The organism is Scytonema sp. NUACC21, from assembly GCF_054684315.1.
Genome location: NZ_BAAFZH010000102.1, coordinates 125,727 through 148,251, shown reverse-complemented (window position 1 = coordinate 148,251; position 22,525 = coordinate 125,727). Strand labels below are relative to the sequence as shown.

Sequence of the window (22,525 nt, the reverse complement as noted above, 5' to 3'; positions counted from 1 at the left end):
AGAGTCAGTACGAGCGGTATTCTTGAAAGACTGTAACGTCACCATTGCTATCAAACGCCATAACTGCAAATGGCTGTTTTTTGCTTCCCATTTCCATCCCTGGGGTTCCCACGGGCATTCCCGGCACAGCTAAACCTGCTACATTGGGCTTCTGTTTGAGCAAACGCTTAATGTTATCAGCTGGTATATGTCCTTCCATAACATAACCATCAACAATTGCCGTATGACAAGATGCTAACTGTGGGGGTAAATTGTACTTTTGTTTAATTGCCTCTATTTCGTCAGTTTTTATATCTTTGATTTTAAACCCGTGCTTTTGCATATGTTCGACCCATCCCCCACAACAGCTACAGTACGGGCTGCGATAAACCGTAATTTCCTGCGTTCCTGAAAAGGAAGCAGTGTTTCCTTCCCCTGCTACAGCCGCCGTTGCACAAGACATGACTGCAAACCCAGTAATAATACTTATAAGTATGGGACGCACCCAGTTACGAATCCACGAAGATAAACGTTTGTGCATTATCAAAGCCTCACGGTAGTTTTTTGCAACTGATGATTCCAAAGTAACACTTTACTACTGCTCCAACAGCCTGGATTCTATCTGCCCGAACCAAGGCGACTTGGTTTGTTTAAGTTATATTAAGATTTTATTTCCATTGGTAAATGGGTACAAACCTTTGTGAATCTTAAGATATTCTTAAATTTCTAAGATTATTATTACTTTTATGCACCCAACAGCACGATTATGCTGATGGTCAGAAAACAAGCAGTTGCAATGGGGGTACAGTCCATGAACTCTTCTACACTACGTCAGCTTTGGTCTGTGGTTGAGGAAACTCAAACCAGCATTCTCCTCAATTTTGACGACACAGACCTTATCCAGCAGTTGCTCAAGCAACTTCAAAATCAAAAATTGCTGAGTGGAGAGGAACTCAGCAACATAGACGCATACTTAAGTTCCAGAGTTCCATTAATTCGGGATATAGCTTTAGCACGTTTACCTTAACGGCACGTAGGTTAGTTAACTCTGGAGCGAAGTCAGTCATCAAATTCAGTGTGTAACAACTAACTACAAATAGTGTTGCAACAACCCAATAAAGACCCCAGGGACTTCTAAATGGGGTAGAACTCCTGCATCTGCGATCGCATGAAAACCGCGAATTGCATTAGAATTAAGCTTAGCCAAACGCTGTCCCAGCCCGACACTGGTAAATTGCGCTTTTTCTCCCCAAAATATAACTGTAGGAATTGTGAGTTGTTGAAGATACAAACTCAAGTCAAAATAAAGGTCACCCCTTAAAAATGACAAGGCTGCAAACTTTGCATTAGGTTGTTGTGCAGAAGCTAAATAAGCTTGCACCATTTCTTGAGAAACACGTTGTGGATTGGCAAAAAGAAAACTTTGCAAAAAGTTGCGTACAGCCAACTCATTTTCTGCGCCCAAAATATAAATCAGATGGTCTAACAGTGGCGTATTGATGAGTTGTAGAGGAAGCCTGCGCCCTGCACCTTCACCAAAGTCATCAAATCCAGAGGGGCATATCAAAAACAGTCTTTGGAATAGAGATGGCTGGGCAATAGCAAGGCGGATAGTGAAAGCAGCTGTTAGTGAAGACGCAACCACTGTTACAGGTGTGGAACAAGTTTGCCTGATAAACTCAGCTATAATTTCTACGTAATCTTTAACTTGGTAATCGCGGACTGGATGAGCAGATTCACCCCAACCAATCAAGTCAGGCGCTAATATGCGGCGTGTAGTCGCAAAAGCAGGGTAAACCTTAGACCATTCATAAGCAGAAGCCCCACCAACAAAGTTATGCAGAAAGACGAGGGGAGGTAAATCTTCAATCTCAGCCCTTATCCAAGGTAGAGCCGATTGAGTATAGTAAACCATAGACCCCAAGGATGTACTAATGACTTTCTGCCCAAAACCAGGGGGTTGAAATTCAAGCATAGGTTACTACCGAATAATTCGTAACTCTTAACTATTATCATTACACACGGCAAAATAATGAACTACTTGCCCCTACTGTGTTGAGGATGGGGACAGCCAGAATAGAGTACCAAACAATAAAGACTCAAAGAGTCTTTTTTTTAGGTAAAACCCAATATAGCTTGCATTAAGAGATAATGAATATATAGAGTTAAAAATACTAATTATGTCGTTAGCAGCCTCTGCCTGTTGCGTGGTTACTTTGCATCAACAACAGGAGCAAAATATTCACCATCATATGCAATATGCTGATGCTTCAGACCACAACAGTATCAATAACAGTAAATATCAGTCAAAACACTGTACTATTGTTGAAAATGGTCGGGTGGTGATTAAAGAAGCACCAGCACAATCTCAGGAGTGTTGAAACTCCAACTCTTAACAGACTACAATGTTACAAAAAATTTACCAAACCAAGGCGCAGTACCTCTCGCGTGAAGTCACATGAATAGCCAATACTAGCGTCCGCAAGAAACTTTCCTGTCAGAGCCTCTTTTGTAACTCCATAGCCGCCAAGAATTTCAACTGCTGTTTGTGCGTTTTTAATGGCTGTATCCACTGCAAAAGTTTTAGCAGCTGGTGCCTTAACTGTCGCCGCAAGTTGGGGATTGGTGTCCGCTGTACGAGCTGCATCCCATACCATCAATCTCGCAGCTTGGGTGTTCACCATCATATCAGCAAGTTTCAAAGCAACTGCCTGATGCTGAATAATTGGGCGTCCCCAACTGACTCGATGTTTGGCATAATCCAAAGCGTATTCATAGGCAGCACGAGCTAAACCTACATAAGAAGCAGCTAGTCCGATAGCTACTTCAGGAAGCAACATCAAAAGTTTTGCTGCTTCCCCCTCTTGTCCGATAAGATTGGACGCAGGAACTCGTACATTGTCCAACAGAATTTCCGCATGATGGGAAGGTTTCCAGCCAATCATTTCTGTTCTTTTGCCAAACTTCAAACCGGGCGTTTCTGCTGGAACGTAGAATATGGACATACTCTGGTGCAATGGCCGATCCAAAGCTGTACGAGCAATGATGAAGTAGGCATCAGCAATACCAGCGTTGGTGACTAATGAAGATTTTTTCCCGTTGAGAATGTAGTCATTGCCATCTCGTTGGGCAAAAGTTTTCATCCCGATTGTGGCATCTGGTATGGGACAAAACAAATCCGAAGTTGCTACGTTTGGTTCACTTTCTGCAGCGCTAAATAAATGAGGTTGTCCGGAGTTGATGAAAGATAATATCCGCTTTTGTTGTTCCTCAGTTGCCGCCCTTGTGACGAAAAGCGACATAGCTGCAGTTAAATTAAAGTAGCTAGACGCAATACTGACATCTACAGCACCTATTTCTTCTAAAACTAATACCAAATCTACGCAATTTCCACCTACACCACCATGCTTTTTTGGTAGCAATAGGGATGTAAATCCAAGTTCGCATCCCTTATGGAACACGCGTTTGCAGAAATCCCAAGGTTCAATTTCGCGATCGCCAGATTCTTCTATAATCTGAACTATAGGCTTTACCTCGTTCTGAGCAAAGTCACGCGCTCTGGAAACCAACATCCCCTGTTCTTGGGTCAGGCTAAAGTCAATCATAACGATCTCTATATTTCGGTTGGATGTTTTTAGATGGGAGCAGTACTGCAGCCTTACCGAAAAATATACAATCTTGTTGATTATCCGATTCTCTTGAATCAAGTATAATTAATTACTTATCTTGAGAAAAGATTTTGATTTCTTATTTTTTCAAAATAAAAAAGTCTTATTGGATAAGGGTTTCAGCTTAAATACAGGGAAAGTGTATCAATAGCAATGAGAAAAAAGATGTCAAAATTACATATAAAAAAATCAAGGGTTTAAATCCCCTTTAGGGGATTTAAATCTATTATGGCGGGCTAGTAGAAAAAGGCTGAAGTATAATTGCGTTAACATTTGTATCCCGCCTTCCGCACTTCGTTTGTGTATATTGAGAACAGTGAGAGCCAATCCGTCAGCTGTGACTGTTAGAGTTTTACAGGTAGAATGTTGCTTACTTATTTAAGAAATATTAACTTTTTAAAAAGTAAGGATCGAAATGTTGAAATCCTCACAAGTTCCTCACAACTATTTCCTAAAGTTCTGACTTAGAGTGGAAAATTGTTGCAATTTCTACTGCTTAAGTAGGTGGGTAGGAATAAAAGCACGTATGTTAAGGAATGTAAAAACGACCTCAGCCCTTACACTTGACAAAGGACAAAGACTAAGGAAGACCTTAACCAGTTAATTTTATTTATGCCGATCTGCTTATCGACTTTAAACACAAGGGTTGGTAAAGAGCATGGCACAAGTTAAAAAGCTGTTGTGGTTGAAGATGAGAAAGACAAGCGATCCTGATGATAGAGGCTCAGGTAGAACATCTATCTCAGGAATAGAAACAGCAAGGGAATGAAGGGCTTAATTCAATTTAAATGTGCGGACACTCGCTTGCAATTGCTGTGAAATCTCTACTGTTTTCTGCAAAGATACAGAAACTTGACGGGAAGAATTGTTAGTCATTTCTGAGACTTTGGCAATTTCTTGCATCAGATTTGAGACTTCTTTCGAGGTTTGCACCTGGGATACTGTCGCATCAGAAATTGAATGTACTAATCGATCGATTTGGCGGCACACATCCAGGATATGGTTCAAACTTTGTTTGGTATTTTGAACGAGACGAGTTCCATCAACAACCTGTGTGGTACCTAACTCCATAGCTTTCACAACTTGGCTGGTTTCACGTTGGATGGTAGCCACGATTTGTTCAATTTCAGAAGTTGCTGCACTACTTTGAGCTGCCAGTACAGCAACTTCTTCAGCAATCACGGCAAAACCGTGAGCATCTTCACCAGCACGTGCCGCTTCAATCCCAGTGTTAATGGCTAACAAGTTAGTTTGCATAGCTATTTGATCGATCAACCCCACCACTCGGGAAATTTGTTGTGAAGATTCGCCAAGTCTTTTGACTTTTTTGGCAGTTTCCCCGATTGTTTCTCTCAAGGATATAATGTTTTCAACGGTCAAATCCATTGCGGCACCGCCTGTTTCAGCTGCGTTATATGCGGTACGGGCAACTTCTGCAGCTTGCTTGGCACTTTTTGACACGGCTTTAATCGAAAGCCTCATTTGGTCAACTGCGTCTATGGTGTGACTAATTTGTTGTGTTTGTTTGAGGGATTCAATTGCCAGTTGACCCATTGCTCCAGAATTATCTGCGATCGCACTATTAACTTCAGTGGCAGCTAATTTAACTTGAGTCACGATCTCCCGTAAATTTTCCAAGATGGAGTTGAAAAAGTCGGCGACAGTGCCAATTTCTCCGGAAGTCACTTCAGCACGTACTGTTAAATCCCCTCTTGATGCTGCTTCCACATCATCTATCAGTTTCAGTAATTGCAGTTGCAGCTGTTCTTTCTGTTGGCGTTGCTGTGCGGAAACTTTTTCTGCTGCAATACGCCCTTTTTCTGCTTGCTCTAAAAGATTAGTTCTCTCTAACGCTAAACCCACAATTCTGGCAAACTGCTCAAACAAATCAACTTCAGACTGCTGCCATTGACGCGGTTGGGAACACTGATGGGCAATTAACAAACCAAGTAATTTTTCTTCACCTAGCAAAATTGGAGCTACCAAATTGGCTTTGACAGAAAATGGTTCAAGTTGTCCAAGGTAACACTCAGATAGATTTGCCTGGTGAATATTGCTAATGGCAACCACACGCCCTTGTCGATATTTTTCAATATAATTTTTTAAACAAGGGTCTTGGATTTCTGCATCCAGGGTGGAAGGCCAAGCAGCAACTACTGATTCTGCTATTATGCTGCCTTGGCAATTGTCATCAATTCTATATATGACTGCTCGATCCGCCTTCAAAGCTTTTCGGATACTTTGAACTGCTAAATTATATATTTCTTCTGAGTTATGACTTCTAGACAAATGAATAGCAAGGTCTTTGAGTGTTTGTGTCACCTCCAACAGGGTTACCCGTTCTAAAGTAAATCCTACTTTAATTGCCAATTGCCTTAAGACATTAATTTCATAAGGTTGCCAAACATGAGGTTCTTTACAGTGATGAGCAATTAAGAAACCGAAGATTTGATTATCTTTGATAATTGGTGTGACTAAATTTGCCTTAATTTGCAATCGTTTCAGTAACTGGAGGTGTTCGGGAGAAAAGCCAGCTTCCAAAACGTTATCGGTAGCTATTACGCGACCCTTGCTGTAGGCTTCTATGATTTCGCGATCGATACAACCATCTTCAACTGTCTCCTGAAGAGCAACGGGAAACCCTAAAGCGACGGACTCAGCTATAATTTTTCCACCGCCCGCAGCATTGAATTGATAGATGACAACTCGATCTGCTCTAAGAGCCACTCTTGCTTCTTTAACTGTTGTGTTGAACAATTCTTCAGAATTCAAAGACTGACGAATCGAAAGCAAGATATTCGTCAATACCTTTAAGTGCTCGGCTTCAGCAGTTTGTTCTCGCAGCAAACTTTGCAATTGGTCTGCCATTTGGTTAATGTTAGAACCCAAGATTGCAAGTTCGTCTTCGCCTTCAATAGCAATTCGCGTATCGAGATTGCCCTGACCTAACTTTTTCACAGCTGTAGTAGCAGCCACAATTGGGTACATGAGACGCTTGGCAAAAACTGCTGCAATTCCACCAACAAGCAATGCTGTTAAAAGCGTTCCAACCTGTAAGACCAGCAATAACTCTTTCTGTGCGGCAAAGGCTATTGCTGTATTTGTACTCAAAACGAGTTTCCATTTCAAATCTGGTAGACCTTCTACCTTTTGCCAGGGTACATAAGTCAGGAGTTGCTCAACATTCTCATTCTGATTAAAAACTATTTCTGTCTTAACTTGCTCTTTGGCAACTAGTTGGTTCCAGTTAGGAATTTTTTCTTGTGCATTTTTACCTGAATGGTCTCCTATCCTACACAAGAAAATGTTTCCTGAAGCATCTATCAGATGGTAATCATCCTGGCTAACTTGTGGTGTAAAAACAACATTTTCTAAGGATTTTACAGGTATAGTTGCTCGGATAATATTGATGATTTCTCTTGTATCGCGATCTTTGATAGGTGCAGCTAAATATATTTTTGCTGTACCTATATTTTTAGTATCTAAAGACTGACTAATATAGGGGGCGTTAGTTTTGAGTACTGATTGAAAATAATCCTCATTCTTTTGATTGGAAATACGTTTTCCATTTGATGCAGCTACCACATTACCATTAAGATCTAATATGGCAATACTATCATAGGTTTTTTCAAGTTCTAAATAGTCATTTAGCTTCGTTTCTAACTCAGTACGGGTGATTTTTCCCTGCGATCTGCCATTTTCTAGAGATGTTAGCCTAGATATAATTTGAAGATCTTCATAACGTTTGAACATGAAACGATTTATATTGTCTGCTAACAACCTAGCCTTATCTTGTTTGTTATTAGAAATCTCCCTTGTCGTTGATTGATTTACTAATTGGTAAGTTAGCATCCCCATAGCCAGTACTGGTAGAGTACCAATAGTAAAGGCGAAAGCAATTGCTTTTGTACGTAAACTTGCACGTCTGAACAATGGAATAACATGACTTATACGAAAATGACGAACATTAAGCTGTATTTCATTGTTTTTGTCATTATTTTCCGGTGACATGAGCAATTTTGGTTTTTGATAATCAGCAATCCTAGCGGTGTCATTTTGAGTGGAATCAATTATCTTAACCATGTGGCAATCCTTTTAAGTAGTGAGAGGGAGGAAATTAATTTAAGAGTTTCTATTAGTAGATGCTGTTCTCTGTTTACCCATCGATTATTTTTGCTAATAGCTTTTTACATTTTTTTGATTGTGAAATTTTTTAATAAAAAATATTTTTTGCGATGGTTATCACAATCAATAAAATTTAGCAACTACCTAATTACGTAAAAACGTATTATCTATATCTAAAGATATACAAACAAAATGAGGAAATTCTGAGGACTAGAAAAATCTGAAATTTTCTATGTAGATAAAAATCTAGAGCATCTGTACAGCTTAATTCCATTTCAGTAACTCAGCCACCTGATATGGTAGCTTTAAAGGGTCGAAGGGTTTAGCAATCATCCCTGCAAAACCTAACTGGGCAAACTGACTTAAGTCAACCTTCTGCACTTTAGCACTCAGTACAATAACTGGAACTTTTGCAGTCACTGGACGACTTTGCAATAGCGCAAACAGTTCCAGTCCATCCATGTCTGGCATCATCACATCCAATAGGATAGCATCAGGTCGTTCAGTTTCCGCTCTTTTCAATCCTTCGCTCCCAGATTGAGCTATCAGCACTTGCCAACGCGCTATCTTTTCCAAACTAACCGCAATCACAGTACACAGGTTCTTTTCATCATCAATCACCAAGATACGCTTCGTTGGCATAGCCATCCTAAACCTTAAGTAAGTAGGCGAGAATCAACAGAACTATATTACAAAATGTAAATACATTAAAAAGCCTTACCAATGACGAAGGACGACCATTCTTAGTTACATAGTTTCATACCGACCTACTTAGTTTGTAGATGCTTTGGGAAGAGTGAAATAGAAAATACTTCCTTTTCCCAACACACTTTCCGCCCAAATTCTACCGCCATGCTGTTCCACAATGCTGCGACAAATAGCTAACCCTAAACCCGTTCCTCCTTTTTGACGGGAGTCACTAGCATCGACTTGTTGAAACCGTCCAAAAATAATTTCTAGCTTATCTTTAGGGATACCTCGTCCTTGGTCTTGAACTTTAAATAAAACTCGATCTGATAGTGTTTCGGCACTCAGCGTTACCGTAGTTTCTGGAGGCGAGAATTTAATGGCGTTGCCTACCAGGTTTACAAGAGTTTGAATAATTCGGTCTGCATCTGCCCATACTTGTACGGAAATGGGAAAAATAGATAGATTGATGTTGCTTTCTGCTGCTAGAGGTTGCAAAGTCTCCACAGACTGCTGCATGAGCGTGCTAACATCACACCACTGTTTCCTCAAAGCGACCTTGTTCGCTGCCAGTCGTTCTAGGTCGAGAATCTCATTCACCAAGCGTACCAGCCTTTCCGTGTCGTTGGCAGCAATTTGTAACATCTGTTGGGCAGTTTCTGGTTCGTCTTTGAGTATTCCAGAAGCAAGTAACCCTAAAGAGCCGCGAATTGAAGCAAGGGGTGTTCGTAGTTCGTGACTGACAACGGAGATAAACTCGTTCTTTATTTTCTCAATTGCCCGACTTTCGGTGATATCTTCTACGATGCCAACATAACCCACTAGTCCACCTGACTCGGAAAAGATGGGAACTGCCCTGAATTTACAGTACCGGACAGTTCCGTCCCGACGGACAGAGCGACCTTTACCGCAGTACTCCCGCTTTGCTGCTACTGATGCTGTCAACTCAGGCAAAATAGCTTGTAAATCCTCTGGATGAATAAACTGCATCCAGCCGTCCCCCAAAGCTTCCTCAAAAGTAAAGCCACCAATTGCCTGATAGCATGGGTTAGTGTAGATATTTTTTCCCCAAGCATCAGTTCTGAAAATTCCTACAGGCAAAGACTGGCACACAGAACGAAACAGAGCTTCACTTTGCCGCAATGCGACTTCTGCTTGCTGGCGATCGCGCAGTTCTTCCTGCAGTTGCTGGTAGAGTTCTAATTGTTTAATGACCATCGCCATTTGATTAGTTAACTGCTTGAGCAAATTTATTTCCCAAGTTTGCCACTCTCGCGGTTGACTGCATTGATGAACGATCAGTAGTCCCCAAAGGGTGTCTTGTTGGATAATGGGAATCCCCATCATTGCCCTGACTTGAATCTCTGCTAAAAAATCCGCCTCACAGGACAACATTTCTTCTTTGTCACAGTCAGTCAGAGTATAAATTTGTCCTTTAAGAAAGTCTTCTTGGGCTTTTTTAGGGAAAGCCTCTAGGGAAATTGTTTTGTCTAAAATCTGAGTGCATCCGCACTTAACAACTTCGGCAACAACGGTGCCCGTATTGTTATGATGAACTTGATAGATGAAAACTCGGTCAGTTGTTAGCAACTTTTGCACTTCTGCGATCGCAATATTGAGAATTGCTTTCAAGTCCAGAGACTGGCGTATTTGTTCGACAAGCCTCATCATTAACTCCTGTCGTTTCAGCTGCTGTTGCAGCGTTGCTTGAGAGCGTTCTAGTTCCATCGTTCGCTGTTGAACTCGGTTTTCTAACTCCTGATTCAATTGCTGGAGGCTAGCTTCTGCCTGCTTTCGCTCGGTAATATCCCGTAACATTACCACCCAGTGACTAAAAGAGCCTGTTTTATCTGCTACAGGAAAAATACTAACTTCTACCCAAATTTCTCTGTTTTCTTTAGTGTAGATAATTAAATCAACTCGCAATGATTGCCGAGTTTGCATGGCTGTGCGAAGTTTATCTTTAGTCAGCTGGTCTTCACCTATAAGAATACACAGTGCCTTGCCGAAAACCTCTTGTTGGGTATAACCTGTCATTTGGCTAAACGCGGGATTAGTATAAACAATCTGAGTTTCTAGTGGAGCAATGCTTTTCGGCTTGACGAGCAACACTGCATTATTGGTGTGGACAACAACAGATTCCAACAAATGTAATTGCTCTTCTTTGGCAATGCGAGGGCTAATTTCTACTACAGTTCCCAGCATCCGCACTGCTTGGTTTTCATTGTTATAGACACATTTTCCCTTCGATTCAATCCAGTGGATGCTGCTATCCGACCAAACGACCCGGAATTCCTCATGAAAATCATGCCCCTGAGTACAGGCATACTTTAAAGCTAAAATCACAGTTTCTCTGTCATCTGGGTGGATACAATCAATAACAGCTTCATAAGTTCCTGGAAAAGTTCCAGGTGATAACCCGAACAATCGTTCATGACCAGTTGACCAAACAACGCGATCGCTCAGCAAATCCCAATCCCAAATTCCCATATTTCCTGCTTCTAGAGCTAAGGTCAGTTGCTGATTAACCTTGATTAATTCCTTAAAATCACACATAAAATTTACGCTTTTTAAGTAGGTGGATGGGAATAAACAAAACTTTATTACAAAATGTAAATCTTGAGAAAAATTTGACAAATGACAAATGACTAAGGACGACCTACTTATGGGAATCTATTTATAATTTAAATTGAGTTTTTGTCTGTGTTGCGTCCGCTCCAATCTATTAATAACACGGGTAATAAACTCGTTTTCTACAATCGGTTTTTGTACGTAATCATCAGCTCCTAACGCATACAGATGACGCACAATTTTTACGTCTGAATGAACGGAAAGAAACAGTATTGGTAACCAATTCCAACGGCTGTCATTGCGTACCGCTTGGCATAATTCAATACCGTTAAATTCTGGCATTTCAATATCTAAAATAAGTAAATTGGGGTTTGTCACTTCTAGCATTTTCCAAAATTGGTGAGGATATTGCAGCGTAGTGACTTGAAGTTCCCAAGGTAACAGTAATGTTTTGATGCGATTTAGTATTAAGGGGTCGTCATCCACAACCATGACTTTAGCTTGATTGGCGGAAGACTGGTTAACAAGCTCCATGACAATAGAAAGGACTTCATCCACAGGTGTGTTTTTCTGTAAAAATATTTGCGCTCCCAGACGTGCAGCTTCTACTCGATGGTGAAGTTGATTGGTTGTAGTAAAAACTATAATGGGAAGCTCAGGCTTCTCCTCAATAATTTGAGCTAAAAGGGTTAGACCATTCTCATAAGTATTGCCAAGGGTAACGTCTAGCAAAATTGCACTCGGAGGGCGCAAGGCAACTATGGTTTTTGCCATTGCCAGATTTGTTGTCACTTCTACTTGCAAGCCGTGTGTCGCTGCTTCCTGTTTAATACGTTCGGTAAGCACCGTATCATAATCAACGATAAGCAATCGTGCTGTGGGTAATCGAGGGATAACAGGGGTAGTAGGTATAGACGGCTGCTGCTGTAATGTCTCTTTAAGCCATGTTGTTAATTTTTCAAACCTATTCAATAACAAAGCAGTATGTTGCCGCCAATTTGCCAATGTTTGCAGCAAAAAATCAATTTCCCGTGCTACTTTTGAACCCATTGCGAAACCATAACTTCCCAGAAAACTAGCTAAGTGGTGCGCTTCTGCCTGCGCTTGTTGGAGCAATTGACCATTTGGATTTCCAGTGGATAAGTCTATAAGTACTTGGTCAAAGAACTCCAACCGTTCTTTCAAATTCAATTGACACTCTGAGCAAGCCTTTGCTAAAACAGCTATGGTCTCTGTCTCCATTTCTAGACTTTTTTCTGAAAACTGTTCTCTAGGAATTATTGAATGGTTGAGCTGACCTTTATCTACTTCCTTTTGTGCAATTAAAGGAAATTTGCTTTCAGAAAACAACCATTTGCCTGGGGGATGATTTTGAAATTCTTTATTATATAAATGTTCATATAAATTTTTTGTCAACCATGTTGTTAGGTTTTCAAGTCTAGTCAATACTAGGTCTGCATTTTCCTGCCATATGATTAGGGTTTGCAACAGAAATTCGATTTCTGCCGCCACTTTTGAACCCATTGGGAAACCATAACTTCCCAAAGAACCAGCTAAGCGGTGGGCTTCTGCTTGTGCTTCTTTAAGCAAGTTAGTGTCCTGATTTCCGGTGGATAAATGAGTTAATGCCAAATCGAATAACCCAAACCGTTCTCTGAGAAAATTTTCTCTAAACTCTTCCCAAGCCTTAATTGTAGCTGCCATGACCTCTGCTTCAGCCGTGCTGAGGGACACATAAGAAAAGGTGGAAAGTTCTACTGAAACATTTCCCGCGTCTGAGTGTTTTTGTTTACCCGTGTCCTCTTCTTTTTCCTTATCCTCTTCCCTCAGCCGATATCCTGCACCGTAAACTGTCTCAATCAAATCTTGGGTCATTCCTGCTACTTTGAGTTTTTGTCGCAAACCTTTGATTTGGGTGGTCACAGCCTCCTCTCCGGGTGATTCTGAGGATGACCAAATGCGATTTAGTAACTCGTTGCGGCTGAAGATTCTGCCTGGATTTCGTAAAAAAAGCTCTAATAAACCATATTCTTTGGGGGTGAGGTGCAAGCGCTTTTTTTCATAGGAAACTTCTTTTGTGTGTACATCTAACTGTAAATTTTGCCAAACAAGCACTACGGGTAAGATTTCTCTCCCCCGGCGCAGCAACGCTCGCATTCTAGCAACTAACTCTGATAATTCACAAGTTTTGACGACATATTCATCTGCACCTGCCTCTAAACCCTTAACGCGATCGCTTGTGCTATCTTTTGCAGTTAGTAGCATAATGGGTATCTGACAGCCTTCTAAGCGCAGTTGGAGACAAACGCTAATTCCATCCAGCAGAGGAAGCATCACATCCAGCAGAATCAAGTCATAGTCAAAAGCTCGTGCCAATTCAAGCGCTGTCTGACCATCCCAGGCCATCTCGATTTGGTAGCCATGAGCTTTGAGAGCTTTTCCCAGGAACAAGGCACTGTGTTCGTTGTCTTCTACCAAAAGAATTTTCATGGAAACTCCGTGGAATACCCTTTCTTCAGCAAAATACGAAGAGGAAGAATACAGGTTACATCCCCTCCTTCGCGCAGTATGATTTTTATTGGAGCGATCGGACTTAATACCAATTCTTTATGAAGCTGCACCCGATTATTACCCCTTCTAACCTCCCCAAACTTCGGGGAGGGTAGGAGGTGGAGGGGTTCTTTCTATTGTCTAATACTGATGTTAAGATAGACAATCGGTGACAAATTACGCTGGCTTTGCGCTTGCACTTCCGTATTTGGCAATTGAGTCTTGGAAGCGTTAATATCAAATTGCCCAAAAGAAGGATTTTCAATCTTATTTTCTGAAAATGTATGCTAAGAATCAGGGTTTGCTTCCTTGAAAAAGGCAATCCGTTCATATTGTTCATCAATTTCCACTGCGCTGTTCTGTATAGTCACCCTGGATAACAGTAGATGCGAAGTTTTCTCTCTGACGGAGAAGAAGACAGAATGTAAGCTAGAGCTAGGTACTAAACACTATATCTAGGATACTACGAATTTTCAGGTTATTTCTACAGAGCTTGTCTAAGATTTCGGCAAAATGCTTAAAACAAAATATTAAAAATATTGTAAGAGAGTGAATATACGGTTAAAAATAACGTTTGTCAACTCTACAAAACTTCTATGTTTTCACCAAATATAGCTCAGGAGCAACAAACTGCTATTGAAGGTATTTACGAGGTATGTATTGGTGTCCAAGAGCCAATTTCTGCAATTCAATATTGGGAACAATTTGGCTATCGCGTTGGTCAGTTAGGGGAATTATCAGCCGCTACCGCTTACCAACTCTACGGCGTCAATTCATCCTTGCGTTCAATTCGCCTCTATCACCAAAATGCAGATCATGGGTTGATCCGTCTTATGACATGGCAACAGCCCACAAATGAGGGTTTAAAGATGAGCTCGATGAAAGTGAAGGGAAATCGCTGGGCAACAACTCTCACTGCTGATGTGCTGAATATTTTAAACCATGTGGAGGAAGCAAAAGCAGCAGGTGGGGCTATCTGGTACACATACCCCCGTTGGGAAGTTATTTACAACAAAGAAAGGAAAAGCCGTCCTTTTATTGAACCCGTAGTGGGAGTCCGAGAAATGCTTTTGTTACAACCTCTAACACGACAGGTTTTGTTTGAGAGGTTTGGTTATACGGTACCACATTATGGAATGATTAACGAAAGTTCTGCCCTAAGAACTAGCCAGTTTACTCATATGGGTATGGTTATTCAAGATGACACCAAAGAAACCCTAAAATTCTATGATGAAATTTTAGGTTTGCTACGGGTTCGTGATGATGTAGAAACAAGTTATGAATCTTCTTTAGCAGGTCGAGAGATTTTTAACCTTCAACCAACAGAAAAGTTTTATGTGACAGCCTTTGACGACCCCCGTTCCTCCAAAACCGACTTATCCGCCGCTCGTTCCGGTAGGCTTTACATTATTCGCTTCCCCGGTTCCATCAAATTAGATTCCCGTTTTGAATTTGCACAACCAGGATGTTTGGGGATGTGTTTGTATACCTATCGGGTTACAGGGCTTAACCTGTATTGCGATCGCATCAAAGCAAGCCCCATCCAAAAGTACACAACAATCGTTCCCAATGAATTCGGGGAGATGAGTTTTTCCTTTGTAGCACCAGATGGCTACTTTTGGACCTTGTTAGAAGCTTGATGAAATTTTTACAAAACTTAATGAAGTTTGTTCATTTCAAATTGGGGAAATCCATGCCCAGTTATCAAACTAAAAGACACTGGCTGATTTTGGTGTTGCTTGGTGCTGCATCTGCGCTCCTACTCATATTTGTAACGACAGCATTGAGTATTTACTCTTACGGCAACCGCAACAACGCTATCAAGGCTGATGCTGCTATAGTCCTCGGAGCAGCGGTTTGGGGAAACCAACCCTCTCCAGTTTTCCGAGAAAGAATTAACCACGCAATTCATCTTTATAAAAAAGGGGTGGTTCGTAACGTCATTTTTACTGGTGGTGTTGGCGTAGAAAAAGCACTCGCTGAAGCGATCGTGGGCAAACGCTATGCCATAGCACGGGGAGTCAAAGAATCCGACATTCTCATTGAAACCGAATCTCGCACAACTCACCAAAATCTGAAGAACGCTCGAGAAGTTGCTTCTAAAAAACAACTCTCCAAATTTCTCATCGTGAGCGATCCCTTGCATCTTAAACGAGCCGTGTTAATGGCGCAAGACATGGGAATGAACGCCTACCCATCCCCTACACCCACCACCCGCTATCGCAGTTTCAAAAGCCAGTTTGAGTTTTTAATGAGAGAGACATATTTCTACTTTGTCTACCTCGTGTTAAAATTCTAACTTTCCTCCGCTTCTGGCAATGGAAACCTTTCCCCTGCCAGGTAAGCATCAAAGTGCTTTTGGAAGTAAAGCCAAGAAGTCATATCTTCTCCATCCAGAAAGGCTTTTGGCGCGTTTTTATACAGAGGGACGCGGTTATTAATTTCATCTTGAAGCAATTGTGGCAACCCTCTAAAGCCATCAACTTTGCTTCCATAAGCACTGTAGATCAGATGACCCGGGCTAGCACCCATTTTCATCCAAGGAAGCCATTGACCAATCCTGTCCCAACTTAGCCTAAGTTGAGTTACGGATGCGAGTTCGGGGTTCAATAAATCTGCTGTTGGAACAGTTAATTTAAACAACTCAGCCGCTTGATAAGTCGTATAGGGGCTATAAGCTGCAAACTTAGGATTTCCTCCCAGTGGATTGGGGTAGGTGGGAAAGATATCAAACACAAAGGTTGTACTTTCTCCCTCAACTGGTGCTGGAAACTTACCTTTAAAATAACCCTGCACTGGATTGTTAGCAACATGCATTACCGAAACCGTTTCATCTGTCCAAGGGTTATGCCACTGATGCAAAATCTCACCTGTTTCTGGGTTAAGGTAATACGTAAGTTCCCGAGAGGTAAAATCCCAGCTGCCTTCTCCCGTAGGAATGCATCGGCTGGCACTCATGCCTAACATCTTAAATAAAAGTTTTTTCTTCTCTCCTGGAACAAAAGCATAAATATTCCCCTTCCACGCGAGAAAGGTGGATTCATTGGGATTGAGAGACGAACGAGTCTTAACCCAGTGTAGGGCATCAAATTCTTTGATTTCAGCAACCATTGAAAAACCCCTTAAAATGCAAGCTGATTATAGCTTTATAGCGATTTGCGATTCAAGGAGGTATTTATTGACATCCTCCCCTGGAAGACAGCCGAGGGGATTCCAAACATCACTGTTTGGGTTTCCTCTTTCTACGAGTCGGCTTATCGTAAGGGTGGGCTTGCTTTACACTCTTACATCCGGTGTTTTTCATCTATACCTTCACAAACCAGCGCTGTCGGTACATACCGTAAGCAACTGCCAACCATAACAGAACAGTCACAACGGCAAAAAACAAGGAACCGTTCACTGCACCTGTCCAAGATGCAAAAAGATTTTGATAAATCCACTCGTAGGTACTGACAGCATTTTCCCCAATACCAATTTTAGTTCTTACCAAGATTTTGATTAACAATATGGACGCGACAAAGATAAAAATAGCATTTAATCCCATCACTTCAAAAGGTTTGCTCCAACGCCGTACCCGTCGCACTTCAATCAACTCGTAACAAGCTGCAAGTAATAATAATGCCCAACCACTAGTAAAAACTACATAGGAACTTGTCCACAGTTTCTTATTAATAGGAAATGCCAAATCCCAGATTCCACCGATGGTCAAGCAACTGAGTCCAAACAGGACTAAATCCATACTTGTTTCGGAGGAGTTTATATCTTTTTTGTTTCGTATCCACTGTCCGGTAAAGTAACCAGCAAGGACACTTACAACAGCGGGAATAGTGCTGAACAGCCCCTCTGGATCTCCCAAATTATTGAAACCATCACCCTTATAAAGATGTGCTTTGGGAATAATCAAACGATCTATGTAAGCACCGAAATTTCCCTCTCGTGTCAGTACCCCAGCACCATAACCGGGAACTGGAACGTACATCATGACCAACCAGTAGCCAACAAGTAAAACTCCTGCCAGTATCCACTGACCCTTGCGCGGTAGACTGAGGACTGCAAGGGAGGCAAGTAGGTAGGTCAGACTGATACGTTGTAACACTCCCATCATCCGGATCGTGCTCAAATCGAAAGTCCACAGACCTTTATTCCAAAAGCCATTGAGTAGCAATCCTAAAGCAAATAAAATGGCGGCACGACGTAGAATACGCCAGTAAACAGGTGCTGCAGGTTTACTGTTGTCGGTATACTTTGACAGCGAGAAAGCCATTGCCACACCCACAATAAACAGAAAGAAAGGAAACACCAGATCGGTTACTGTCCAACCATGCCACTGGGCATGGAGTAACGGGGCATAGACATTGGGTTCGGCAATACTCGCCATATTGACCAGAATCATAGCAGCAACAGTAATGCCGCGAAAAACATCAAGAGAGGTAAGACGCATACGGGGAATGTGGCAGTGAATACTCTAAGTTACTCTGCCTTATGCAGCTCATCAAGACGAAAGTAGCTTTAAAGTTCTATCCTAAAAATGTTTAATTTCTTAATTCTGAATTTTCCAGTCACTATGACAATTAAAGCAGGGGACATCGCTCCCGACTTTACATTACCTTCTCAAAAGGGTATACCTGTCAGCCTCAATGATTTTCGCGGTAAGAAAGCTGTTGTTTTGTACTTTTACCCCAAAGACGACACACCAGGATGTACAGCCCAATCCTGTGCTTTCCGCGACCAATATGAAGTTTTTCAAAGTGCTGGTGCGGAGGTCATTGGTGTGAGTGGGGACTCACCTGAATCTCACCAAAATTTTGCCACCAAGTACCAGCTACCGTTTACCCTCTTAAGCGATCTAGGTGACCAAGTTCGCAAATTATACGGTGCAACAGCTGCCTTTGGGTTGTTCCCTGGTCGCGTAACTTACGTTATTGACCAACAAGGGGTAGTACGATACGTCTTCGACTCCATGTTTAACTTTAAAGGGCACGTCGAAGAAGCACTGAAAACATTGCAACAGCTTGCTATCTAATTAATAGATAGTAGTTAGTTGTTCCTACTAACTACTATCTACTATCTACTACCTACTATCTACTAACCACTAACTCCTATTTACTTCTGATAATGTTTCTCTGGCATGATGATATTGGCATGAGATGCTTTACCGTTCTTGCCGTTGGTATGATTATTGTGACCATTATTATTACGCGGTTGAATGACGCCGTAACCACCGTGGTTGCGTTCGTAAACAACGTTTATCTCGCCAGTGTCCGCATTACGGAACATATAAAAATCGTGTCCCACTAATTGGAGTTGTTCCAATGCCTCTTCCACTGTCATTGGGGGCATTGCAAAATACTTACAGCGCACGACTTCCGTGGGGAGTTCGGGAGTGCGATCGCCTATTAAATCTGTAACGACAGTCTCCTGGACGACTCCATCAATAGTCGTTTGGGCATGAGTTTTCTTTTCGTGACGTCGTTCTTTATATTTACGGAGTTGACGAGCGATTTTATCAGCTACCAAATCAATACTCGCGTACAAGTTCTCGCTATTTTCCTCTGCACGGATGACATTGCCATTCGCGTAAATGGTGACTTCCGCTGACTGCTTTGGATTAATTCGGGGATTGCGAGCCACGCTTAGATGCACATCCACTTCATTGGTGATGTTTTGAAAATGATTTACCGCCTTTTCAATTTTTTGATGCACATAATCCCTGATCGCATCGGTGATTTCAATATTTTTACCGTGGATGAGAAGCTTCATGTAAACTCTCCCGCTCAATGCTGCATGTAAATTTGGTTTGGATAAAACGGAATTGCGGTAAGGTCTAACACTGCCGCCAGAACAAATCGTAAACGAAATTTGACTTACTGCTGGTATGACACCTACCCCGAGCCGACTCAAGCCGAAGTTTGCTGAATCTGGATAGCTCGAAACCACCTACTAATCTTTGTCATCAGTCCAACTGATTGAAAGGCAATTGGAATTAGCGCAGATATCATAGGTTGAGCTTCTTCAGTAGGCTTGTTCGCTTTTTTAGAAAAAACACGTTGTTGGAGATTTTTTCCATTTTATGCTGTCTGTTGCTTAGGCGTCATCAGCCAGTTCATTCGTTACAATTTTTTTTATTGGCGTGACGGTTACTGCAGAGAATTCCTCCCAACACCATTGAGGTTAATATATCAAAACTAGCACTTTGTATTTTGCAAAACCAATTCCCGTGACGTTCCTTTAAAATCCTTTGCATAGCTTGACAATTTCTGTTACCGACTTGGTAACATGAAATACATCTTATCTTTGTAGTACTTGATTTTTTAAGTGATCCATAGTATGTCTTCGCACCGCCGCCGATGTTTGTTATATAACCAAAAAGTGATGGGTTACACAGATGCACTTAGGTGGCAGCATGCACTTCAAAGAGAACGCATTAACGACCAAAATCTGGAGGATGTGCTAATATTGCTAGAACATCCACCCGTTTATACTTTGGGGCAAGGAGCCAACCCAGAATTCCTGAAATTTGACCCTAGCAAAAGCCAATATGAGATCCATAAAGTTGAAAGAGGTGGTGAAGTCACATATCATTGTCCCGGTCAACTCGTTGGGTATCCCATTTTAAATTTGCACTATTATTACAAAGACCTTCACTGGTACCTGCGGCAACTAGAAGAAGTGCTAATACGCACCCTAAGAGTCTACGGGTTACCAGGAGAACGCAGCCCAGGTTTAACTGGAGTCTGGTTAGAAGGGCACAAAATAGCTGCCATTGGCATTAAAGTCAGCCGCTGGATTACCATGCACGGTTTCGCATTAAATGTTTGCCCCGATTTGTCAGGATTTGAGCGTATTGTCCCCTGTGGAATTGGCGATAAGCCTGTGGGCAGTTTAGCTCAATGGCTCCCCAAAATTACTTGTTCTGAAGTACGAACTCACATAACTCAGAGCTTTGCAGACGTCTTTAATATTGAAATCATAAATATGAGTAAGTAGGTCGGTAAGAAAAACGTAACTGGTAAAGGTCGTCCTTAGTCATTTGTCATTGGTCATTCGTAAGGGTTTTAGATAAATTAACATTTTGTAACATAGTTCTGTTGATTCCCGCCCACTTACTTACTAACCAGTGATAACTGTCAAGTTCGGATTCCCGACTCACTAACTCTTAAGCGACTCAGAAAAGTACGCAAGCGATCGCTTTCAGGATTTGAGAGAATCTTGTTAGCAGCACCTTCTTCCACGACAACACCCTTATCCAGAAACATCACCCGATGTGCCACTTCACGAGCGAATTGCATCTCATGAGTGACTACCACCATCGTCATACCCTCTGTTGCTAGCTGTTGCATGACTTGCAAAACCTCACCCACCAGTTCTGGATCTAGGGCACTCGTTGGCTCATCAAATAGCATAATCTGTGGATTCATGCATAAACTGCGAGCAATGGCTACCCGTTGCTTCTGTCCACCTGAAAGCTGTTCTGGATAAGCAGATGCTTTGTCAAAAAGTCCAACCTTCTCTAGATAAAACCCCGCAAGTTGGGCACTTTCTTTTGCAGATTTACCCAATACCTTACGAGGTGAGAGAGTTAGGTTTTCCAGCACGCTTAAATGTGGAAACAGATTAAACTGCTGAAAAACCATGCCAACTTGTGTCCGTAATTGTCGTAGCTGTTTGTTGTTGAAACTAGGTTGTGATACATCGATACCGTTAACTATTAAACGTCCGCTATCAATGCTTTCCAACTTATTGAAGCACCGTAACAGAGTGCTTTTACCACATCCAGAGGCACCAATAACTGCAACAACTTCTCCTCGATTAACTTCACCCGTGATTCCCTTAAGCACTTTTAGAGAACCATAGCTCTTTTCTATATTTTCAAAAATAATTGCAGGGGTGGGGTTATCCATTTCCCATATATATTACACGATGACTCATTCTAGCTGAACAATCTGTATTTAGAAAAGACAAAAATCAGCCCATTGCGCGGTCATTTTTGTAGTACCTTAAAACATAAGTTTGAAAAAAATTATCTGTGTTTGCAATATAGTGACCTGGAAAAAAACAATGTTCGAGCCAAAACTTACACGCTCGCGTTTTATTAAGCATTTCTTAACTGGTTTTGGAACAGCGTTGATTGTGTCTGCTTGCGGTAATTCCAGCAGCAACACGAGCAGTACAACCTCAGAGAATAGTTCTCAATCTACAGCAAGCCCAGCATCACAAACAGGACAAACAACTACAGCAGGCAAAACCATCAAAGTAGCCACAGAACCCAGCTTTCCTCCCTTTGAATCGAAAGGCGCGGGAGGAAACCTTGTGGGTTTTGACATTGACCTGATGAAAGCAGTAGGACAAGCCGGTGGGTTCAACGTAGAATTTCAAAGTTTACCCTTTGATGGCATCGTTCCAGCACTTCAGGCAAGTACTGTTGATGCTGCTATCAGTGCTATGACCATCACACCAGAACGCTCTCAAGCAGTATCTTTCTCCCGACCTTACTTCAAAGCTGGTTTAGCGATCGCAGTTCGTCAAGATAACACAACAATAACAAACCTTGATAGTCTAAAAAACAAAAAAATTGCCGCCCAAATCGGTACAACCGGAGCAAAACAAGCCAAAAGTATCTCTGGCAGTCAAGTGCGGGAATTTGACTCTGCTCCTTTAGCCTTGCAAGAGCTGGCAAATGGAAATGTCGATGCTGTTGTCAACGATGCTCCTGTTACATTAGAAGCTATAAAGACTGGCAACATCAAAGGTATTAAAGTAGTTGGGCAACTTCTCACTGAAGAATTTTACGGTATTGCCATGCCAAAAAACTCTCCCAATCTTAACGCTATCAACACTGCATTGGCAAAACTCATTGCTGATGGCACCTACGCTCAAATCTACAAAAAATGGTTTGGTGCAGAACCTCCACAACTCCCAGAAACCGCCCCTAATGTTAAGTCATA

At 41.7% G+C, this 22,525-nt stretch carries 17 protein-coding genes and 1 pseudogene; 7 read left to right on the top strand and 11 right to left on the bottom strand.

What is annotated here, in order from left to right; all coding sequences use genetic code 11:
• Positions 1 to 4: 4 nt before the first annotated feature.
• Positions 5 to 520, bottom strand: a complete 516-nt coding sequence (locus ACYRY3_RS34045; protein ID WP_460206086.1) for a DUF411 domain-containing protein — start codon at positions 518 to 520, stop codon at positions 5 to 7.
• Positions 521 to 745: 225 nt separating this feature from the next.
• On the opposite strand from ACYRY3_RS34045, the gene ACYRY3_RS34040 reads away from it, so the two are divergent.
• Positions 746 to 1,006, top strand: a complete 261-nt coding sequence (locus ACYRY3_RS34040) for a hypothetical protein (RefSeq protein ID WP_460206085.1) — start codon at positions 746 to 748, stop codon at positions 1,004 to 1,006.
• Between the two features lie 63 nt (positions 1,007 to 1,069).
• Here the strand turns inward: ACYRY3_RS34040 and ACYRY3_RS34035 are convergent, their stop codons facing one another.
• Positions 1,070 to 1,954, bottom strand: a complete 885-nt coding sequence (locus tag ACYRY3_RS34035; RefSeq protein WP_460206084.1) for an alpha/beta fold hydrolase — start codon at positions 1,952 to 1,954, stop codon at positions 1,070 to 1,072.
• A 205-nt stretch (positions 1,955 to 2,159) separates the two neighbouring features.
• On the opposite strand from ACYRY3_RS34035, the gene ACYRY3_RS34030 reads away from it, so the two are divergent.
• Positions 2,160 to 2,360 (top strand): hypothetical protein, encoded by a 201-nt coding sequence (locus tag ACYRY3_RS34030; RefSeq protein WP_460206083.1) that lies wholly within the window; start codon positions 2,160 to 2,162, stop codon positions 2,358 to 2,360.
• Between the two features lie 27 nt (positions 2,361 to 2,387).
• Here ACYRY3_RS34030 and ACYRY3_RS34025 read toward each other — a convergent pair whose 3' ends face one another.
• The 5 genes from ACYRY3_RS34025 to ACYRY3_RS34005 form a co-directional block, all read right to left on the bottom strand.
• Positions 2,388 to 3,584 carry an acyl-CoA dehydrogenase family protein gene (locus ACYRY3_RS34025; RefSeq protein WP_460206082.1) on the bottom strand — a complete coding sequence of 399 codons (1,197 nt, stop codon included), beginning with the start codon at positions 3,582 to 3,584 and terminating at the stop codon, positions 2,388 to 2,390.
• Between the two features lie 837 nt (positions 3,585 to 4,421).
• Positions 4,422 to 7,730, bottom strand: coding sequence for a GAF domain-containing protein (locus ACYRY3_RS34020; protein ID WP_460206081.1), 3,309 nt, complete (start codon positions 7,728 to 7,730; stop codon positions 4,422 to 4,424).
• Positions 7,731 to 8,036: 306 nt separating this feature from the next.
• On the bottom strand, positions 8,037 to 8,414 hold the full coding sequence (locus tag ACYRY3_RS34015) for a response regulator (protein ID WP_460206080.1): 378 nt from the start codon (positions 8,412 to 8,414) through the stop codon (positions 8,037 to 8,039).
• 129 nt (positions 8,415 to 8,543) lie between these two features.
• Positions 8,544 to 11,015, bottom strand: a complete 2,472-nt coding sequence (locus tag ACYRY3_RS34010) for a PAS domain S-box protein (protein WP_460206079.1) — start codon at positions 11,013 to 11,015, stop codon at positions 8,544 to 8,546.
• Positions 11,016 to 11,132: 117 nt separating this feature from the next.
• On the bottom strand, positions 11,133 to 13,520 hold the full coding sequence (locus tag ACYRY3_RS34005; RefSeq protein WP_460206078.1) for a response regulator: 2,388 nt from the start codon (positions 13,518 to 13,520) through the stop codon (positions 11,133 to 11,135).
• Between the two features lie 671 nt (positions 13,521 to 14,191).
• Here ACYRY3_RS34005 and ACYRY3_RS34000 point away from each other — a divergent pair.
• Positions 14,192 to 15,220 carry a VOC family protein gene (locus ACYRY3_RS34000; protein WP_460206157.1) on the top strand — a complete coding sequence of 343 codons (1,029 nt, stop codon included), beginning with the start codon at positions 14,192 to 14,194 and terminating at the stop codon, positions 15,218 to 15,220.
• 53 nt (positions 15,221 to 15,273) lie between these two features.
• Positions 15,274 to 15,879 (top strand): YdcF family protein, encoded by a 606-nt coding sequence (locus ACYRY3_RS33995; protein ID WP_460206077.1) that lies wholly within the window; start codon positions 15,274 to 15,276, stop codon positions 15,877 to 15,879.
• Here the strand turns inward: ACYRY3_RS33995 and ACYRY3_RS33990 are convergent.
• Positions 15,876 to 16,691: a DUF1838 domain-containing protein gene (locus tag ACYRY3_RS33990; RefSeq protein WP_460206076.1), complete on the bottom strand. Its 816-nt coding sequence runs from the start codon at positions 16,689 to 16,691 to the stop codon at positions 15,876 to 15,878. The genes ACYRY3_RS33995 and ACYRY3_RS33990 overlap by 4 nt on opposite strands.
• 193 nt (positions 16,692 to 16,884) lie before the next feature.
• Positions 16,885 to 18,021, bottom strand: a complete 1,137-nt coding sequence (locus ACYRY3_RS33985) for an acyltransferase family protein (protein WP_460206075.1) — start codon at positions 18,019 to 18,021, stop codon at positions 16,885 to 16,887.
• A gap of 123 nt (positions 18,022 to 18,144) precedes the next feature.
• On the opposite strand from ACYRY3_RS33985, the gene ACYRY3_RS33980 reads away from it, so the two are divergent.
• The gene (locus ACYRY3_RS33980) at positions 18,145 to 18,603 is read left to right on the top strand and encodes a peroxiredoxin (protein WP_460206074.1); all 459 of its coding nucleotides are present in this window, start codon (positions 18,145 to 18,147) and stop codon (positions 18,601 to 18,603) included.
• 80 nt (positions 18,604 to 18,683) lie between these two features.
• Here the strand turns inward: ACYRY3_RS33980 and hpf are convergent, their stop codons facing one another.
• On the bottom strand, positions 18,684 to 19,340 hold the full coding sequence (gene hpf, locus ACYRY3_RS33975; RefSeq protein WP_460206073.1) for a ribosome hibernation-promoting factor, HPF/YfiA family: 657 nt from the start codon (positions 19,338 to 19,340) through the stop codon (positions 18,684 to 18,686).
• 567 nt (positions 19,341 to 19,907) lie between these two features.
• Between hpf and lipB the strand changes: the two genes are divergently transcribed.
• Complete coding sequence (gene lipB, locus ACYRY3_RS33970) at positions 19,908 to 20,567, top strand: lipoyl(octanoyl) transferase LipB (protein ID WP_460206072.1); 660 nt, start codon at positions 19,908 to 19,910, stop codon at positions 20,565 to 20,567.
• 140 nt (positions 20,568 to 20,707) lie between these two features.
• On the opposite strand, the gene ACYRY3_RS33965 is transcribed toward lipB, so the two are convergent.
• Positions 20,708 to 21,481: an amino acid ABC transporter ATP-binding protein gene (locus ACYRY3_RS33965; RefSeq protein ID WP_460206071.1), complete on the bottom strand. Its 774-nt coding sequence runs from the start codon at positions 21,479 to 21,481 to the stop codon at positions 20,708 to 20,710.
• Between the two features lie 331 nt (positions 21,482 to 21,812).
• On the opposite strand from ACYRY3_RS33965, the pseudogene ACYRY3_RS33960 reads away from it, so the two are divergent.
• A pseudogene (locus ACYRY3_RS33960) lies at positions 21,813 to 22,511 on the top strand (basic amino acid ABC transporter substrate-binding protein); the annotation flags it as partial.
• Positions 22,512 to 22,525: the final 14 nt, after the last annotated feature.

Coding starts and splice junctions, on each gene's coding strand:
- ACYRY3_RS34045 (WP_460206086.1), bottom strand. CDS start 520: ATGCACAAACGTTTATCTTCGTGGATTCGTAACTGGGTGCGTCCCATA.
- ACYRY3_RS34040 (WP_460206085.1), top strand. CDS start 746: ATGCTGATGGTCAGAAAACAAGCAGTTGCAATGGGGGTACAGTCCATG.
- ACYRY3_RS34035 (WP_460206084.1), bottom strand. CDS start 1,954: ATGCTTGAATTTCAACCCCCTGGTTTTGGGCAGAAAGTCATTAGTACA.
- ACYRY3_RS34030 (WP_460206083.1), top strand. CDS start 2,160: ATGTCGTTAGCAGCCTCTGCCTGTTGCGTGGTTACTTTGCATCAACAA.
- ACYRY3_RS34025 (WP_460206082.1), bottom strand. CDS start 3,584: ATGATTGACTTTAGCCTGACCCAAGAACAGGGGATGTTGGTTTCCAGA.
- ACYRY3_RS34020 (WP_460206081.1), bottom strand. CDS start 7,730: ATGGTTAAGATAATTGATTCCACTCAAAATGACACCGCTAGGATTGCT.
- ACYRY3_RS34015 (WP_460206080.1), bottom strand. CDS start 8,414: ATGCCAACGAAGCGTATCTTGGTGATTGATGATGAAAAGAACCTGTGT.
- ACYRY3_RS34010 (WP_460206079.1), bottom strand. CDS start 11,015: ATGTGTGATTTTAAGGAATTAATCAAGGTTAATCAGCAACTGACCTTA.
- ACYRY3_RS34005 (WP_460206078.1), bottom strand. CDS start 13,520: ATGAAAATTCTTTTGGTAGAAGACAACGAACACAGTGCCTTGTTCCTG.
- ACYRY3_RS33995 (WP_460206077.1), top strand. CDS start 15,274: ATGCCCAGTTATCAAACTAAAAGACACTGGCTGATTTTGGTGTTGCTT.
- ACYRY3_RS33990 (WP_460206076.1), bottom strand. CDS start 16,691: ATGGTTGCTGAAATCAAAGAATTTGATGCCCTACACTGGGTTAAGACT.
- ACYRY3_RS33985 (WP_460206075.1), bottom strand. CDS start 18,021: ATGCGTCTTACCTCTCTTGATGTTTTTCGCGGCATTACTGTTGCTGCT.
- ACYRY3_RS33980 (WP_460206074.1), top strand. CDS start 18,145: ATGACAATTAAAGCAGGGGACATCGCTCCCGACTTTACATTACCTTCT.
- hpf (WP_460206073.1), bottom strand. CDS start 19,340: ATGAAGCTTCTCATCCACGGTAAAAATATTGAAATCACCGATGCGATC.
- lipB (WP_460206072.1), top strand. CDS start 19,908: ATGTCTTCGCACCGCCGCCGATGTTTGTTATATAACCAAAAAGTGATG.
- ACYRY3_RS33965 (WP_460206071.1), bottom strand. CDS start 21,481: ATGGATAACCCCACCCCTGCAATTATTTTTGAAAATATAGAAAAGAGC.